This window comes from Streptomyces sp. OZ13 (genome assembly GCF_052068155.1).
GTDB lineage: Bacteria > Actinomycetota > Actinomycetes > Streptomycetales > Streptomycetaceae > Streptomyces.
The window spans coordinates 169589-185706 of record NZ_JBQHCZ010000012.1 but is presented as its reverse complement, the minus strand read 5'-3'; the positions used below and the strand labels follow the sequence as shown (position 1 = coordinate 185706).

11 protein-coding genes and 1 tRNA gene are annotated in these 16118 nt (G+C 65.8%); all 12 read right to left on the bottom strand.

Annotated features, from left to right (window positions below; genetic code table 11):
• Positions 1–100: 100 nt before the first annotated feature.
• Positions 101–2227 carry an elongation factor G gene (gene fusA / locus ACTMTU_RS25225; protein WP_360043025.1) on the bottom strand — a complete coding sequence of 709 codons (2127 nt, stop codon included), beginning with the start codon at positions 2225–2227 and terminating at the stop codon, positions 101–103.
• Between the two features lie 38 nt (positions 2228–2265).
• Positions 2266–2736, bottom strand: coding sequence for a 30S ribosomal protein S7 (gene rpsG / locus ACTMTU_RS25220; protein ID WP_100108597.1), 471 nt, complete (start codon positions 2734–2736; stop codon positions 2266–2268).
• A 2-nt stretch (positions 2737–2738) separates the two neighbouring features.
• Positions 2739–2942: a hypothetical protein gene (locus ACTMTU_RS25215; RefSeq protein WP_441265749.1), complete on the bottom strand. Its 204-nt coding sequence runs from the start codon at positions 2940–2942 to the stop codon at positions 2739–2741.
• A gap of 550 nt (positions 2943–3492) precedes the next feature.
• On the bottom strand, positions 3493–7392 hold the full coding sequence (locus ACTMTU_RS25210) for a DNA-directed RNA polymerase subunit beta' (protein ID WP_441265748.1): 3900 nt from the start codon (positions 7390–7392) through the stop codon (positions 3493–3495).
• A 97-nt stretch (positions 7393–7489) separates the two neighbouring features.
• The gene (rpoB, locus tag ACTMTU_RS25205) at positions 7490–10975 is read right to left on the bottom strand and encodes a DNA-directed RNA polymerase subunit beta (RefSeq protein WP_441265747.1); all 3486 of its coding nucleotides are present in this window, start codon (positions 10973–10975) and stop codon (positions 7490–7492) included.
• 553 nt (positions 10976–11528) lie between these two features.
• The gene (gene rplL, locus ACTMTU_RS25200; RefSeq protein ID WP_005313624.1) at positions 11529–11912 is read right to left on the bottom strand and encodes a 50S ribosomal protein L7/L12; all 384 of its coding nucleotides are present in this window, start codon (positions 11910–11912) and stop codon (positions 11529–11531) included.
• 109 nt (positions 11913–12021) lie between these two features.
• Positions 12022–12552 carry a 50S ribosomal protein L10 gene (gene rplJ / locus ACTMTU_RS25195; protein WP_005313626.1) on the bottom strand — a complete coding sequence of 177 codons (531 nt, stop codon included), beginning with the start codon at positions 12550–12552 and terminating at the stop codon, positions 12022–12024.
• A gap of 508 nt (positions 12553–13060) precedes the next feature.
• Positions 13061–13789: a 50S ribosomal protein L1 gene (gene rplA / locus ACTMTU_RS25190; protein ID WP_005313630.1), complete on the bottom strand. Its 729-nt coding sequence runs from the start codon at positions 13787–13789 to the stop codon at positions 13061–13063.
• A gap of 80 nt (positions 13790–13869) precedes the next feature.
• Positions 13870–14304: a 50S ribosomal protein L11 gene (gene rplK / locus ACTMTU_RS25185; protein ID WP_005313632.1), complete on the bottom strand. Its 435-nt coding sequence runs from the start codon at positions 14302–14304 to the stop codon at positions 13870–13872.
• A 167-nt stretch (positions 14305–14471) separates the two neighbouring features.
• Positions 14472–15368 (bottom strand): transcription termination/antitermination protein NusG, encoded by an 897-nt coding sequence (gene nusG, locus ACTMTU_RS25180; protein WP_159688596.1) that lies wholly within the window; start codon positions 15366–15368, stop codon positions 14472–14474.
• A gap of 72 nt (positions 15369–15440) precedes the next feature.
• Positions 15441–15728: a preprotein translocase subunit SecE gene (gene secE, locus ACTMTU_RS25175; RefSeq protein WP_159688599.1), complete on the bottom strand. Its 288-nt coding sequence runs from the start codon at positions 15726–15728 to the stop codon at positions 15441–15443.
• A gap of 108 nt (positions 15729–15836) precedes the next feature.
• Positions 15837–15909: transfer RNA gene (locus tag ACTMTU_RS25170), tRNA-Trp, on the bottom strand.
• Between the last annotated feature and the right edge of the window lie 209 nt (positions 15910–16118).

Below are 16118 nucleotides of genomic sequence, written 5' to 3'. Positions count from 1 at the left end.
CTTTGCTGGAATGCCGGGGCCCTGGGGCATTCCCGCCGTGGTGCGGCTGGAATGCCCCGGGAGGCTCCGGTGACAAGCCTAAAGCGTGAACTCGGGAGAGTTACTCGCCCTTGGCCTTCGCGATGATCTCCTCGGCGACGTTCCGGGGAACCTCGGCGTAGGAGTCGAACTGCATCGAGTAGCTTGCGCGACCCGAAGTCTTGCTGCGGAGGTCTCCGACGTAGCCGAACATCTCCGAAAGCGGCACCAGACCCTTGACGATCCGGGCGCCCATCCGCTCCTCCATGGCCTGAATCTGACCACGGCGGGAGTTGATGTCGCCGATGACCTCGCCCATGTAGTCCTCGGGCGTGGTGACCTCTACGGCCATCATCGGCTCGAGCAGCACGGGGCTGGCCTTACGCGCGGCCTCCTTGAAGGCCTGCGAACCGGCGATCTTGAACGCGAGCTCGGAGGAGTCGACCTCGTGGTAGCCACCGTCGAGAAGAATGACGCGAACGCCCGTCATCTCGTAGCCGGCCAGGATGCCGAACTGCATGGCCTCCTGCGCACCCGCGTCCACCGAGGGGATGTATTCCTTGGGGATGCGGCCACCGGTGACCTTGTTCACGAACTCGTACGAGGCGTCGCCGCCCTCGATCGGCTCGATCGCGATCTGCACCTTGGCGAACTGACCGGTACCACCGGTCTGCTTCTTGTGCGTGTAGTCGTGGCGCTCGACGCCCTTACGGATCGTCTCACGGTATGCCACCTGCGGCTTACCGACATTCGCCTCGACCTTGAACTCACGGCGCATACGGTCGACCAGCACCTCGAGGTGCAGCTCGCCCATACCACCGATGATGGTCTGGCCGGTCTCCTCGTCCGAGTGAACCTGGAAGGAGGGGTCCTCCTCCGCGAGACGCTGGATGGCGACACCCAGCTTCTCCTGGTCACCCTTGGACTTGGGCTCGATCGCGACCTGGATGACCGGCGCCGGGAAGTCCATGGACTCCAGGATCACCGGGTTCTTGTCGTCGCACAGCGTCTCACCGGTGGTGGTCTGCTTCAGGCCCATGACGGCGACGATGTCGCCGGCGCCCACCGACTCGATCTCCTCACGCTTGTTCGCGTGCATGCGGTAGATCTTGCCGATGCGCTCCTTCTTGCCCTTGACGGAGTTCAGCACCGCGGTGCCGGAGTCCAGGCGACCGGAGTAGATCCGGACGAAGGTGAGCTTGCCGAGGTGCGGGTCGCTCGCGATCTTGAACGCGAGGGCCGACAGCGGCTCGTCGTCGGACGGCTTGCGCTTGACGACCGTCTCCGGGTCCTTCACGTCGTGGCCCTCGATGGCCTCGACGTCCAGGGGGGAGGGGAGGTAGCGCACGACCGCGTCGAGCAGGGGCTGAACGCCCTTGTTCTTGAAGGCGGTACCGCAGAACACCGGGGTGACCGTGGTGTCCTTGGAGACGCCGGACGCGATGGTGATACGACGGATCGCGGCGTACAGCTGCTCCTCGGAAGGCTCCTGGCCCTCGAGGTACAGCTCCATGATCTCTTCGTCGTTCTCGGCGACCGTCTCGAGGAGCTTGCCGCGCCACTCGTCGGCAGCCTCGGTGTGGGTGGCCGGGATGTCGACGACGTCGTACATCTCGCCCTTGGTGGCCTCGGCGGACCACACGAGGGCCTTCATACGAACCAGGTCGACGACGCCCTTGAAGTCGGCCTCGGCACCGATCGGCAGCTGCATGACGATCGGCGTCGCGCCCAGGCGGTCGCTGATCATGTCGACACAGCGGTGGAACTCGGCACCGGTGCGGTCGAGCTTGTTGACGAAGCAGATACGCGGAACGCCGTAGCGGTCCGCCTGGCGCCAGACAGTCTCGGACTGGGGCTCGACACCGGCGACACCGTCGAACACCGTGACGGCACCGTCGAGGACACGAAGCGAACGCTCCACCTCGACGGTGAAGTCGACGTGACCCGGGGTGTCGATGATGTTGATGGTGTGATCGACGTCCTCGAGCGGCCAGTGACAGGTCGTCGCGGCGGACGTGATCGTGATGCCGCGCTCCTGCTCCTGCTCCATCCAGTCCATCGTGGCAGCGCCGTCGTGGACCTCACCGATCTTGTAGCTCACACCGGTGTAGAACAGGATGCGCTCGGTGGTCGTCGTCTTGCCCGCGTCGATGTGGGCCATGATCCCAATGTTGCGGACCTTGGCCAGGTCAAGCGAAGTGGTGGCCATAAGGCTCAATCTTCTCTCGGTCTCGATGTGGGTAGCGACTACCAGCGGTAGTGCGCGAAGGCCTTGTTGGACTCGGCCATCTTGTGCGTGTCCTCACGCTTCTTGACCGAAGCGCCGAGGCCGTTGGAGGCGTCGAGCAGTTCGTTCATGAGGCGCTCGGTCATGGTCTTCTCGCGACGGGCGCGGGAGTAACCGACCAGCCAGCGCAGCGCCAGCGTGGAGGCGCGGCCGGGCTTGACCTCGACCGGGACCTGGTAGGTGGCGCCACCGACACGGCGGGACTTGACCTCGAGCGCCGGCTTGACGTTCTCGAGGGCGCGCTTCAGCGTGATGACCGGGTCGTTGCCGGTCTTCTCGCGGAGGCCTTCCATGGCGCCGTAGACGATGCGCTCAGCGGTGGAACGCTTGCCGTTGAGCAGAATCTTGTTGATGAGCGAGGTCACCAGAGGAGAACCGTAAACCGGGTCGATGATGACCGGGCGCTTCGGGGCGGGGCCCTTACGAGGCATTCTTACTTCTCCTTCTTGGCGCCGTAGCGGCTGCGGGCCTGCTTGCGGTTCTTGACACCCTGGGTGTCGAGCGAACCGCGGATGATCTTCGTGAACACACGCGTGCAGACGCCGCGGCGCTGAGGGGAACCCTCGAGTGCGGGCGTCTTGTTCTTCTCGACCTTGTCCTGCCGGCCCTTACGGACCAGCTGCTGGATCGTAGGCACTACTTCTCCGGTTTCTGTGTGCCGTCAGTGAAGCTAACCTGGAACGTCGCCGACCCACGCGGTCGGGTGTGTCGAATGCTGCAGACCTCCGCCGCCAAGCGGAAAGAGCGCAGATTGCGGTGGCCGATATCTGACTCGCCATGCGGTTGAAGACACGCACACGAGCCCAGGCACACCCCAGGCACAAGGTCTGAGCGTACCTACCGCATCCACTCCGGTCAAAACAAATGCCCGGGGGCCGGATCCGCCCGCAGGGGCCGGGCCGTTTTGCGATGGTTTTCGGCCATCTTGGCGGCAGTGTCCGGCCTGGAGCGGCGCTGCCCGTGCGGGCCGTCGACGATCCGGTGGACGCTCCCCCGGCCCCGGGCGGAAGTCGTCCCGCCCGGGGCCTCTCCCGGCCGTCCCTGCGTCGTGCGAGCGGCTCCGCACCGGCCTCCCGGGCTGTCGTGCACGGCGCTCCCCAACACGGGCGCGGGCCTACAAGCATCACGCAGGAAAACGAAGAAGGGCGGCCACCCCGTGCGGGGTGGCCGCCCTTCTTCACGACCTACTACTGGTTGTACGGACCGTAGTCGTAGTCCTCCAGCGGAACGGCCTGGCCGGAGCCCGTGCCGAACGGAGAGTAGTCGATGTCGTCGTAGCCGACGGCCGAGTACATCGCGGCCTTGGCCTCCTCGGTCGGCTCGACCCGGATGTTGCGGTAGCGGGACAGACCCGTACCGGCCGGGATGAGCTTACCGATGATGACGTTCTCCTTGAGGCCGATCAGGGAGTCGGACTTGGCGTTGATCGCCGCGTCCGTCAGAACCCTGGTCGTCTCCTGGAAGGACGCCGCCGACAGCCAGGACTCGGTTGCCAGCGAGGCCTTGGTGATACCCATCAGCTGCGGACGGCCGGAGGCGGGGTGACCGCCCTCGGTGACCACACGACGGTTCTCGGTCTCGAACTTCGAACGCTCGACCAGCTCGCCCGGCAGCAGCTCCGCGTCGCCGGACTCGATGATCGTCACACGGCGCAGCATCTGCCGGATGATGATCTCGATGTGCTTGTCGTGGATCGACACACCCTGCGAGTTGTAGACCTTCTGGACCTCGCCGACCAGGTGGACCTGGACCGCGCGCTGGCCGAGGATGCGGAGCACGTCGTGCGGGTTGGTGGCACCCACGGTGAGCTTCTGGCCCACCTCGACGTGATCGCCCTCGCCGACCAGCAGACGGGCACGCTTCGAGATCGGGAACGCCGTCTCGTCGCTGCCGTCGTCCGGAGTGACGACGATCTTCTTGGTCTTCTCGGTCTCCTCGATACGGACGCGGCCGGCCGCCTCCGAGATCGGGGCGACACCCTTGGGCGTACGAGCCTCGAAGAGCTCGACGACACGGGGCAGACCCTGGGTGATGTCGTCACCGGCCACACCACCGGTGTGGAAGGTACGCATCGTCAGCTGCGTGCCGGGCTCACCGATGGACTGGGCGGCGATGATGCCGACCGCCTCACCGATGTCGACCAGCTTGCCGGTCGCGAGCGAACGGCCGTAGCAGTACGCACAGGTGCCGACCGCGGACTCACAGGTCAGGACCGAGCGGGTCTTGACCTCCTCCACACCGGCCGCGACGAGCGCGTCGATGAGCACGTCACCGAGGTCGACGTTCGCCGGCGCGATGACCTTGCCGTCGACGACGACGTCCTCGGCGAGCATCCGGGCGTAGACAGAGGTCTCGACGTCCTCGGTCTTGCGCAGGGTGCCGTCGGCGCCACGCTCCGCGATCTTGAGCTTGAGGCCGCGGTCGGTGCCGCAGTCCTCCTCGCGGATGATGACATCCTGCGAGACGTCCACCAGACGACGGGTCAGGTAACCCGAGTCGGCGGTACGCAGGGCGGTGTCCGCCAGACCCTTACGGGCACCGTGCGTGGAGATGAAGTACTCCAGCACGGACAGACCCTCGCGGAAGGACGCCTTGATCGGACGCGGGATGGTCTCGTTCTTGGCGTTGGACACCAGACCACGCATACCGGCGATCTGACGCATCTGCATCATGTTTCCACGAGCACCCGAGTTGACCATCATGAAGATGGGGTTGGTCTTCGGGAAGTTCGCGTTCATCGCCTCGGCGACCTCGTTGGTCGCCTTGGTCCAGATCGCGATGAGCTCCTGGGTGCGCTCGTCCTTGGTGATCAGACCGCGCTCGTACTGCTTCTGGACCTTCTCGTCCTGCTCCTCGTAACCCTTGACGATCGCCTTCTTCGCCTCGGGAACGACGACGTCGGAGATGGCCACGGTGACACCGGAACGGGTCGCCCAGTAGAAGCCCGCCGCCTTCAGGTTGTCGAGCGTCGCCGCCACGATGACCTTGGGGTAGCGCTCGGCCAGGTCGTTGACGATCTCGGAGAGCTGCTTCTTGCCCACCGAGTAGTCGACGAACGGGTAGTCCTCGGGCAGCAGCTCGTTGAAGAGCGCGCGGCCCAGGGTCGTCCGCAGACGGAACGAGTCACCCTGCTGCCACTCCGGCTCACCCTCCTCCTGCGCCGGCGGGGTCCAGCCGCGCGGCGGGATGGTGCCGACCGGGAAGCGGATGTCGATCTTCGCCTGGAGCGAGAGCTCCCGGGCGTCGAACGCCATGATCGCCTCGGCGGTGGAACCGAAGGAACGGCCCTCACCGATGACCGTGCGCTCCTCCTCGTCCGTGGTCAGGAAGAAGAGGCCCAGCACCATGTCCTGGGTCGGCATGGTGACCGGACGGCCGTCGGCCGGCTTGAGGATGTTGTTCGAGGACAGCATCAGGATGCGGGCCTCGGCCTGCGCCTCCGCGGACAGCGGCAGGTGCACGGCCATCTGGTCACCGTCGAAGTCCGCGTTGAACGCGGTGCAGACGAGCGGGTGGATCTGGATGGCCTTGCCCTCGACCAGCTGCGGCTCGAAGGCCTGGATGCCGAGGCGGTGCAGCGTGGGCGCACGGTTCAGCAGCACCGGGTGCTCGGCGATGACCTCTTCGAGGACGTCGTACACCACGGTGCGGCCACGCTCGACCATGCGCTTGGCCGACTTGATGTTCTGCGCGTGGTTCAGGTCGACCAGGCGCTTCATCACGAACGGCTTGAAGAGCTCCAGCGCCATGGCCTTGGGCAGACCGCACTGGTGCAGCTTCAGCTGCGGGCCGACGACGATGACGGAACGCGCCGAGTAGTCGACTCGCTTACCGAGCAGGTTCTGACGGAAACGACCCTGCTTACCCTTCAGCATGTCGCTGAGGGACTTCAGCGGACGGTTGCCGGGGCCCGTGACCGGGCGACCACGACGGCCGTTGTCGAAGAGGGCGTCGACCGCCTCCTGGAGCATCCGCTTCTCGTTGTTCACGATGATCTCGGGGGCACCGAGGTCGAGCAGACGCTTCAGACGGTTGTTGCGGTTGATCACACGGCGGTACAGGTCGTTCAGGTCGGAGGTCGCGAAGCGGCCACCGTCCAGCTGCACCATCGGACGAAGGTCCGGCGGGATGACCGGCACGCAGTCGAGCACCATGCCCTTGGGGCTGTTGGACGTCTGCAGGAACGCGGAGACGACCTTGAGGCGCTTGAGCGCACGGGTCTTCTTCTGGCCCTTGCCGGTACGGATGATCTCGCGGAGACGCTCGGCCTCCTCCTCGAGGTCGAAGGACTCCAGGCGCTTCTGCAGCGCCGCGGCACCCATCGAGCCGTCGAAGTACGTGCCGAAGCGGTCACGCAGCTCGCGGTAGAGCAGCTCGTCGCCCTCGAGGTCCTGGACCTTGAGGTTCTTGAAGCGGTTCCACACCTCGTCGAGACGGTCGATCTCGCGCTGGGCGCGGTCACGCAGCTGCTTCATCTCGCGCTCGGCACCTTCGCGCACCTTGCGGCGCACGTCGGCCTTGGCGCCCTCGGCCTCGAGCTCGGCCAGGTCGGTCTCGAGCTTCTTGGCACGGGCCTCGAGGTCGGCGTCGCGGCGGTTCTCGACCTGCTGGCGCTCGACGGAGACGTGGGCCTCCAGCGACGGCAGGTCACGCGTGCGGCGCTCCTCGTCCACGAACGTGATCATGTACGCGGCGAAGTAGATGACCTTCTCGAGGTCCTTCGGCGCCAGGTCCAGCAGGTAGCCCAGACGCGACGGGACGCCCTTGAAGTACCAGATGTGGGTCACGGGAGCGGCGAGCTCGATGTGGCCCATCCGCTCACGCCGCACCTTGGCGCGGGTGACCTCGACGCCACACCGCTCACAGATGATGCCCTTGAAGCGGACACGCTTGTACTTGCCGCAGTAGCACTCCCAGTCCCGGGTCGGACCGAAGATCTTCTCGCAGAAGAGTCCGTCCTTCTCGGGCTTGAGCGTGCGGTAGTTGATGGTCTCGGGCTTCTTGACCTCGCCGTGGGACCAGGTCCTGATGTCGTCCGCGGTGGCCAGGCCGATCCGCAGCTCGTCGAAGAAGTTGACGTCGAGCACTGTGCGTCAATCCCTCTTTCGGGGTCGTGTCTCAATCATGGTCTGAACGGTCCCGGGGATGGCGGGGGCTCCTTCTGGGGAGCCCCCGCCAGGCCCGTCAGACCTCTTCGACGCTGCTCGGCTCACGCCGGGACAGGTCGATACCGAGCTCCTCCGCGGCGCGGAAGACGTCCTCGTCCGTGTCGCGCATCTCGATGGACATACCGTCCGAGGAGAGCACCTCCACGTTGAGGCAGAGCGACTGCATTTCCTTGATGAGCACCTTGAAGGACTCGGGAATGCCGGGCTCGGGGATGTTCTCGCCCTTGACGATGGCCTCGTAGACCTTCACGCGGCCGGTCACGTCGTCGGACTTGATGGTCAGCAGCTCCTGGAGCGCGTAGGCCGCTCCATAAGCCTCGAGTGCCCACACCTCCATCTCTCCGAACCGCTGGCCACCGAACTGGGCCTTACCACCCAGCGGCTGCTGGGTGATCATCGAGTACGGACCGGTCGAACGGGCGTGGAGCTTGTCGTCGACCAGGTGGTGGAGCTTGAGGATGTACATGTACCCGATCGAGATCGGGTCCGGGAACGGCTCGCCGGAGCGGCCGTCGAACAGGTTGGCCTTGCCGGACGACTGGACCAGGCGGTCGCCGTCGCGGTTGGGGATCGTGGCATCGAAGAGGCCGGCGATCTCGTCCTCACGCGCACCGTCGAAGACCGGGGTGGCGACGTTGGTGCCGGGAGCGACCTGGTCGGCGCCGATGGACTGCAGGCGCTGCGCCCAGTCGTCCGCCAGCCCGGAGACGTCCCAGCCGCGGCTGGCGAGCCAGCCGAGGTGGATCTCCAGGACCTGTCCCGGGTTCATTCGGGACGGGACACCCAGCGGGTTGAGGATGATGTCGACCGGGGTGCCGTCCTCCAGGAACGGCATGTCCTCGATCGGCAGGATCTTCGAGATGACGCCCTTGTTGCCGTGACGGCCGGCGAGCTTGTCACCGTCGGTGATCTTGCGCTTCTGGGCCACGTAGACGCGGACCAGCTGGTTGACGCCCGGGGGAAGCTCGTCGCCCTCCTCGCGGTCGAAGACGCGCACACCGATGACCTTGCCGGTCTCGCCGTGCGGCACCTTCAGCGAGGTGTCACGGACCTCACGCGCCTTCTCACCGAAGATCGCGCGGAGCAGACGCTCCTCCGGGGTCAGCTCGGTCTCACCCTTGGGCGTGACCTTGCCGACCAGGATGTCGCCGGCGACGACCTCGGCACCGATACGGATGATGCCGCGCTCGTCGAGGTCCGCGAGGACCTCCTCGGAGACGTTCGGGATGTCCCGGGTGATCTCCTCGGGGCCGAGCTTGGTGTCACGGGCGTCGACCTCGTGCTCCTCGATGTGGATCGAGGAGAGGACGTCGTCCTGCACGAGGCGCTGCGACAGGATGATCGCGTCCTCGTAGTTGTGACCCTCCCACGGCATGAACGCCACGAGCAGGTTCTTGCCGAGCGCCATCTCACCGTTCTCGGTGGCGGGACCGTCGGCGAGGACCTGGCCCTCGATGACCCGGTCGCCCTCGGAGACGATGACCTTCTGGTTCACCGAGGTGCCCTGGTTCGAGCGGGAGAACTTCGCGATGCGGTACGTGGTGTACGTGCCGTCGTCGTTCGCGACGGTGACGTAGTCGGCCGAGACCTCCTGGATGACACCGTCCTTCTCCGCCTTGATGACGTCGCCGGCGTCGGTGGCACAGCGGTACTCCATGCCGGTGCCGACGAGCGGGGCCTCCGCCTTGATGAGCGGAACGGCCTGGCGCATCATGTTCGCGCCCATGAGGGCACGGTTGGCGTCGTCGTGCTCGAGGAACGGGATCATGGCGGTCGCCACCGACACCATCTGGCGCGGCGAGACGTCCATGTAGTCGACCTCGGTCGGCGGGACGTAGTCGACCTCGCCGCCACGACGGCGGACCAGCACGCGCGCCTCGGTGAAGCGCAGGTCGTCGCTCAGGGTCGCGTTCGCCTGGGCGATGACGAAGCGGTCCTCCTCGTCGGCGGTCAGGTAGTCGACCTCGTCGGTGACCTGACCGTCGGTGACCTTGCGGTACGGGGTCTCGACGAAGCCGAACGCGTTGACCCGGCCGTAGGACGCGAGCGAGCCGATCAGACCGATGTTCGGGCCTTCAGGGGTCTCGATCGGGCACATGCGGCCGTAGTGCGAGGGGTGCACGTCACGGACCTCGAAGCCAGCCCGCTCACGGGAGAGACCACCCGGGCCAAGAGCCGACAGACGGCGCTTGTGGGTGAGACCCGACAGCGGGTTGTTCTGGTCCATGAACTGCGACAGCTGGCTGGTGCCGAAGAACTCCTTGATGGAGGCGACGACCGGCCGGATGTTGATCAGCGTCTGCGGCGTGATCGCCTCGACGTCCTGGGTCGTCATGCGCTCACGCACGACGCGCTCCATACGAGCCAGACCCGTGCGGACCTGGTTCTGGATGAGCTCGCCGACATTGCGCAGACGGCGGTTGCCGAAGTGGTCGATGTCGTCGGTCTCGACGACGATCTGGGTGCCCGACTCGCCGACCGTCTCGGTCTCACCGGCGTGCAGCTTGACCAGGTACTTGATGGTGGCGATGACGTCGTCGGTGGTGAGGACGCCGGCGTCCAGCGGCTCGTCCGCGCCGAGCTTCTTGTTCACCTTGTAGCGGCCGACCTTGGCGAGGTCGTAGCGCTTCGGGTTGAAGTAGAGGTTCTCGAGCAGCGTCTGGGCCGCCTCGCGCGTCGGGGGCTCGCCCGGACGCAGCTTGCGGTAGATGTCGAGCAGCGCGTCGTCCTGGCCCTGGGTGTGGTCCTTCTCCAGGGTGGCGCGCATGGACTCGTACTCGCCGAACTCCTCGAGGATCTGCTCGGTGGTCCAGCCGAGCGCCTTGAGCAGGACGGTCACGGACTGCTTGCGCTTGCGGTCGATACGGACACCGACCATGTCGCGCTTGTCGATCTCCATCTCCAGCCAGGCACCCCGGGACGGGATGATCTTGGCCGTGAAGATGTCCTTGTCGGACGTCTTGTCGATGTTGGAGTCGAAGTAGACACCCGGCGAGCGGACCAGCTGCGACACCACGACACGCTCGGTGCCGTTGATGACGAAGGTGCCCTTGTTGGTCATGAGCGGGAAGTCGCCCATGAAGACCGTCTGGGACTTGATCTCGCCGGTCTCGTTGTTGGTGAACTCGGCCGTGACGAAGAGCGGGGCCGCGTACGTGAAGTCGCGCTCCTTGCACTCGTCGATCGAGTTCTTCGGGGGCTCGAAACGGTGGTCGCGGAAGGTCAGCGACATCGACCCGGAGAAGTCCTCGATCGGCGAGATCTCCTCGAAGATCTCTTCCAGACCGGACTTGGTGGGGACGTCCTGTCCGCTTTCGAGAGCCGCCTCGACACGAGCCTTCCATGCGGCATTGCCGAGCAGCCAGTCAAAGCTCTCGGTCTGCAGCGCGAGGAGGTTCGGAACCTCGAGGGGCTCCTTGATCTTTGCAAAGGAGATGCGCAGCGGGGCAGTGCTGGCGCCGTTGTTCGTATTCGCGGTCGAGGCGTTGCGCGAGGCGGCCAAGAGGGGGTCCTTCCGAGGGCTCGGACTCACTACGCGCGTACCGGTCCCATGTTGTGAACGGAGGGAGAAACCCCAGCTGGGGGTTGTTCTTCATCCGAAGCTCAGACACGGGCATGCCCCTGGTGACGGGCAGAGGGCAGCTAACAGGCAGCGCAAAGGGTCAGTGTAGCCACTTGGCACACTGATGTCCAGTGCGGGTTTTCGAGACCCTCGAGACCCTCGTTTTTCTCATCTCCGCGAACCCCATGCGCCGTGAGGCGCACATCGATACTGCCCGTTCGGTCGTCGATCCATGCCTCGGAACGTGGATCGTTGTGACGACGCGTCCTGAGAATTGCGCGCTGCGTGCGGTTCGTCAAGGCCCTCGCCCCTGAGCTGCTGCTCCGGGACCCTCAGAGGCCGCCTTGAGGGGCGCACGGCGAAGATCACCATACTCCCAGGAGGGAGAAGAGCAAGGCACCCTCGGCCGGAACGCCGAAGGGCGACCACCCGCTTGGGTGATCGCCCTTCAGTGTGTGCGCGTTACAGCGCGGGAGTCAGAAGACTCGCGAGGTCACTTGACCTCGACGGAGGCGCCGGCAGCCTTGAGGGACTCGGCAGCCTTCTCCGCGGCGTCCTTGGCGACCTTCTCGAGGACCGGCTTCGGGGTGCCGTCGACGAGGTCCTTGGCCTCCTTCAGACCCAGGGAGGTCAGCTCACGCACGACCTTGATGACCTGGATCTTCTTCTCACCGGCGCCGGTGAGGATGACGTCGAACTCGTCCTGCTCGGCCTCGGCCTCGGCCGGGGCGGCAGCAGCGCCACCGGCGGCAACGGCGACCGGGGCAGCGGCGGTGACGTCGAACTTCTCCTCGAAGGCCTTCACGAACTCGGAGAGCTCGATGAGGGTCATCTCCTCGAACTGCGCAAGCAGGTCGTCCTGGGACAGCTTCGCCATGATGGCGTCCTTCCACTCATTCGGCAGGTGCCGTGTGTACATGTGAGGCGGGCGTACGTTCGGCCCGCTGTGACCGTCGCCTCAGGCGGCGGTCAATGCGCGAGCCGAATTACTCGGCACCGCCCTGCTCGGCCTTCTTGGCACGAAGCGCCTCCGCGGTGCGGACGAACTTCGAGGGAAGCGCCTGGAAGAGCGCGGCAGCCTGGGACTGCTTGCCCTTCATGGCGCCCGCCAGCTTGGCGAGCAGAACCTCGCGGGACTCGAGGTCCGCAAGCTTCTTGATCTCATCGGCGGACAGCGCCTTGCCATCAAGGACACCGCCCTTGATGATCAGGTTCGGGTTGTCCTTGGCGAAGTCACGAAGACCCTTCGCCGACTCCACCGGGTCACCGGTGATGAAGGCAACCGCCGTCGGACCAGTGAAGTGGTCGTCGAGCGAGTTGATCCCGGCCTCGTTGGCCGCGATCTTGGTCAGCGTGTTCTTCACCACGGCGTACTGGGCGTTCTCACCGAGCGAACGGCGCAGCTCCTTGAGCTGAGCCACGGTGAGACCCCGGTACTCGGTCAGCACGGCGGCGTTCGAGCTGCGGAACGACTCCGTCAGCTCGGCCACCGCGGCGGCCTTGTCGGGCCTTGCCATGAGCGTCGGCCTCCTTCCGGGTGATGAGGACCGCTCAGAAGGGGCCGAACAAAACGAAACGCCCCGGCGCAGGCGCACGGGGCTGAGCTCGACCGGAATTGCTTCCGGGAACTTTCCACAGTCACCTGCGCAGGACGTCCGCTACTGAGCGGATCCTTCGGCCACCGGACCCTCGGAAGGAGAGCACGGCAACGACCAGCGGTCTTTGGCTTCTTCGGAAGAGTACGCGAACGCAACCCCGCCAGGCAAATCCGCCGTATTCGCGTCAGGGCGCCCTCTGCGCCCGCCGTTCTTCCTGGGGTGCCACGGGGCCTTGGGGGCGCGATACCCGGCTGCCCAGCGGCCCGCCCGCCCGCCTGCGCCGGCCGTCTTCCGGTCCCGCACGGGGCTCTTGATGGGCCCGGCGCCCGACGACGACAGCGTCCACGCAAAAATCCGGCCTCCCCAGCTCGAGGAGCTGCGGAGGCCGGATTCAGGAGACGCGATGCCCGCGACTGCCGTCCAGGGATCAGACGGCGGCCGGGTCCTCCTCGACGAGGAGGTTGCGGGTGCGGTTGGAGTCCAGCGGGATGCCGGGGCCCATCGTCGTCGTCAGGGTCGCCTTCTTGATGTAGCGGCCCTTCGCGGCGGACGGCTTGAGACGGAGGATCTCCTCCAGCGCCGCGGCGTAGTTCTCGACCAGCTTCGTCTCGTCGAAGGAGACCTTGCCGATGATGAAGTGCAGGTTCGAGTGCTTGTCGACGCGGAACTCGATCTTGCCGCCCTTGATCTCGTTGACGGCCTTGGCGACGTCCATCGTGACGGTGCCGGTCTTCGGGTTCGGCATCAGACCACGCGGACCGAGCACACGGCCGAGGCGGCCGACCTTGCCCATGAGGTCCGGGGTGGCGACGACCGCGTCGAACTCGTTCAGGCGGTTGCCCTTGGAGATCTCGTCGATCAGTTCGTCGGAGCCGACGATGTCGGCGCCCGCGGCTTCCGCGGCCGCAGCACGGTCACCGGTCGCGAAGACCAGGACCCGGGCGGTCTTGCCGGTGCCGTGCGGAAGGTTGACGGTGCCACGGACCATCTGGTCGGCCTTACGCGGGTCAACGCCCAGACGGAAGGCGACCTCGACGGTGCCGTCGAACTTGGTGGCGGCGGTGTCCTTGGCGAGACGGACAGCCTCGAGCGGGGCGTAGTTACGCTCCCGGTCGATCTTGGCGTCCGCAGCGCGGAGAGTCTTGCTGCGCTTCACTTCTGCTCCTGATGTGTTGAGCGTGGAGTCGTGGTGCGGACCAGCGCTTGGTCCTACCACTGGGGCTTACGAGGGGGCTGTCAGCCCTCGACCGTGATGCCCATGGAACGGGCGGTGCCGGCAATGATCTTCGACGCGGCGTCGAGGTCATTGGCGTTCAGGTCGGGGAGCTTGGTCGTGGCGATCTCGCGGACCTGGGCTGCCGTCAGCTTGGCGACCTTGGTCTTGTGCGGCTCGCCGGAGCCCTTGTCCACACCCGCGGCCTTGAGGATCAGCTTGGCGGCCGGCGGAGTCTTCGTGATGAAGGTGAAGGAACGGTCCTCGTAGACCGTGATCTCCACCGGCACGACCATGCCACGCTGCGACTCGGTCGCGGCGTTGTAGGCCTTGCAGAACTCCATGATGTTGACGCCGTGCTGACCCAGGGCGGGGCCGACCGGCGGAGCCGGGTTGGCCGCACCGGCCTGGATCTGGAGCTTGATAAGCCCCGTGACCTTCTTCTTCTTGGGAGGCATTGCTCTCTCCGGGTCCTAGTGAGAGTTATCCGCCTGCCACCCGATCATCCGGATGGAGGCATACCGCACAACGATAACGGGTATCCATGCGCGGCCAAAAACCGAGCAGGTCAGACAGCCTGCGAGAGGCGGTCTGACCTGTTCGGAAACCTGGCGTCCAGAAGGAACTAGTTCTTCTGGATCTGGTCGAAGCTGAGCTCGACCGGGGTCTCGCGGCCGAAGATCTCGACAAGGCCCTTGACCTTCTTCGAGTCGGCGTTGATCTCGTTGATCGTGGCCTGCAGCGTCGCGAACGGGCCGTCGGTGACGGTGACCGAGTCACCGACCTCGAAGTCCAGCACCTGAACCTCGACCTTGCGAGCGGGAGCCGGCTTGCCCTCGGCCTCCGCGGCCTCGCGGGCGGCCTTCTCCTCGGCCTCCGGGGCGAGCATCTTGACGATCTCGTCCAGGGTCAGCGGGTACGGGTCGTACGCGTTGCCGACGAAGCCGGTGACACCGGGGGTGTTACGGACGACGCCCCAGGACTCGTTCGTCAGATCCATGCGGACGAGAACGTAGCCGGGCAGCTTGTTCTGCCGGACGTTCTTACGCTCGCCGTTCTTGATCTGGACGATCTCTTCCTCGGGCACCTCGGCCTGGTAGATGAAGTCCTCGACGTTCAGCGAGACGGCACGCTGCTCCAGGTTGGCCTTCACGCGCTTCTCGTAGCCCGCGTAGGTGTGGATCACGTACCACTCGCCCGGGAGGCCACGGAGCTCGTCGCGGAGGGCGGCGACCGGGTCGACGGGAGCCGCCGGCTCCTCGTCGGCCTCTTCGGCGCTCTCCTCGGGAGCCTCTTCCGCGCTCTCCTCAGCAGCCTCGGCGTCCTCGGAGCCGGCCTCGTCCTCGTCGACGTTCTCGACGTGCAGGGCCTCGTCCTCGGCCGGCTCACCGGCGGCGTCGTCGGCAGCCTCTGCCTGGTCCGGCTCCTCAGCGTCCGACGCCTCGACGATGTCGAGCTCGTCCTCAGGGGACTCGAAGCTCTCGCCGGAACGGTCGGCGTCGTTCAGGTTCGGGTCAGACACGATGGCTTCTTCCTGGATACAGATGGGGTGGAACATGCGAAAGGGGCGCCGATTTCCGGCGCCCTCCGCGGATCAGCCGAAGACGTACTTGACTGCTTCCTGGAAGCCATAGTCAATCACGGTCACGAGGCCGATCATGATGACGACGAAGATAATCACCACAGTGGTGTACGTCGTCAGTTGATGACGAGTCGGCCAGACGACCTTGCGCAGCTCGGCGACGATCTGGCGGTAGAAGAGAGCCAGGCGACCCAGCGGGCCCTTCTTGCCGCGCTTGCCACCCTTGCGGGTCTTCTTCTTCGACTCCGGCGTCTCGTCCTCGGCATCAGGCATGTCGATGGAGCCTACGGCGTCCGTCACGATCTCTCACCTGATTCCCGGGTCGTGGCCGTGCCGCGCCCGGTGGAGCCGCACGGCGGTGCATAGAAGTACGTACATGCGCACACAGCCTGGCGAAGGTGTGTGTAGCAGGGCCGGAGGGACTTGAACCCCCAACCGCTGGTTTTGGAGACCAGTGCTCTACCAATTGAGCTACGACCCTTTGTGACTCCCCCAACCTACCGCATCCGCCCGGGTGCACTAAGTGCCCGGCTCGGACTTGGCTGGTGAGGGCCAACAGCCAGTGAGTGTACGTGTTCCCAGGCCCGGCGTCGAACACAAAGCCCTGCCGCCCCCTCCCGGACCTTCCGCGGGTCCGTGTTGTCCGCCCTTCGAAACCTGTGTGCCGGGTCCTTCCGGCGTCTGGGAGCA